Raw genomic sequence first — 1,575 nt, 5'->3', positions numbered from 1 at the left:
CATTCCCTATGTCTCGGTGCTGACCGATCCGGTGTTCGGTGGGGTGTCGGCGTCACTGGCCATGCTCGGTGATATCAACGTTGCCGAGCCCAATGCCTTGATCGGCTTCGCCGGGCCGCGAGTCATCGAACAGACGGTCCGCGAGCAACTTCCCGAAGGCTTCCAGCGAAGCGAGTTCCTGCTCGAGCATGGCACCGTGGATATGCTCGTCCACCGTCAGGACATGCGTCGTCGCCTGGGGGGCATCCTGCGCAAGCTCACCCTTCAGCCCTCCAACGGACCGGCCGAGGATGCCCTCGTGGAACCCGACCTGGTGGATATCGCCGAACAGGCGGATGTCATCAATGCTTCCCCGTCCGATGACATCCAGGCCGAGGAGTCTCCTGTCGAGGAAGGGAATCGCGATGATCACGACGAATCGCCACGCTGATCGCTACCGGCATGCGTGAGGCATCCCTGCCCAGCACCCTCGATGCCTGGCTGGCACGCCTGGAAGCCGCGCATCCGTTGGGTGTCGAGCTGGGGTTGTCACGGGTCGCCGAGGTGGCCGCCCGCATGGGGCTGCTGGATGCGCCGCTCGCCCGCCGTGTGATCACCGTGTCGGGGACCAATGGCAAGGGTTCTACCGTGGCCATGATCGAATCGGTGGCCCGGGCCCATGGGCTCTCCACTGCCGCCTATACCTCCCCTCATCTGCTGCGCTACAACGAGCGCCTGCGGCTGGATGGCGAGGAGGTCGATGATGCAACGCTGATCACCGGCTTTGAGGCCGTCGAGGCGGCGCGCCTGGCCGGCGACCCCGTCAGCTTGACCTATTTCGAAGTGGGGACCCTGGGCGCCCTCTGGGCCATCGCCCGCCAGTTACCCGACCTGGCGATCCTCGAGGTGGGGCTGGGCGGCCGGCTCGATGCCGTCAATGTCATCGACTCGGATGTGACCGTCGTCACGACCATTGCCAGGGATCATGGCGACTTTCTCGGTGACGATCTCGAGACTATCGGGCGTGAGAAGGCCGGTATCCTGCGCCCGGGCCGTCCGGTGGTGCTGGGCAGCACGGTGCTGCCGGCCAGTGTCAGGGCTGAGGCGGCCCGGCTCGAGGCACCCGTCTTTGCCCTTGGGGAGGCCTTCGGGCATGAGGGGGAGGGCCCGCAATGGTGTTGGACAGGTTGGGGAACTACGTCTTTCGAGGGAAAGCAGGCTGGAAATAGCCCCGAGGCGGCGCCTATGGGGTCAGACCCCAGAGGCGATTCCTGTGCTGGTGGCCCCGTTACGCTTGCCGCCTTACCCGACCCCGGCCTGCCGCTGGACAATGCCGCGACGGCGCTCCAGGCCTTGTGCCTGGCTGGGGTAAGGCTGGAGGCCACGGCTTGTCGGCGTGGCCTGTCCCGTGTCAATCTCGCGGGTCGCATGCAGTGGCTTGGCCAGTGGTGCCTTGACGTGGGGCATAATCCCCATGCGGCAGCCCATCTGGCCGAGCGCCTCGCCGCCTTGCCCTGTGAGGGTCGTACCATCGGTCTGCTGGGCATGCTCGCCGACAAGGATGCCGATGGGGTAATCGATGCCCTGACACCGGTT

Annotated in this window: 1 protein-coding gene and 1 pseudogene; both read left to right on the top strand. The window is 66.0% G+C overall.

Features of this window, described 5'->3' with window-relative positions:
- Positions 1–430: pseudogene (locus ACESMD_RS05860) on the top strand (acetyl-CoA carboxylase carboxyl transferase subunit beta); the annotation flags it as partial.
- Between the two features lie 11 nt (positions 431–441).
- Positions 442–1,575, top strand: a 1,134-nt coding sequence (locus ACESMD_RS05855; RefSeq protein WP_372611214.1) for a folylpolyglutamate synthase/dihydrofolate synthase family protein, incomplete at its 3' end; no start/stop codon positions are given.

Origin of the sequence: Halomonas sp., from assembly GCF_041689495.1 — a bacterium.
In the GTDB taxonomy this organism is placed as follows: domain Bacteria; phylum Pseudomonadota; class Gammaproteobacteria; order Pseudomonadales; family Halomonadaceae; genus Halomonas.
This window is presented reverse-complemented; position numbering and strand designations above follow the sequence as displayed.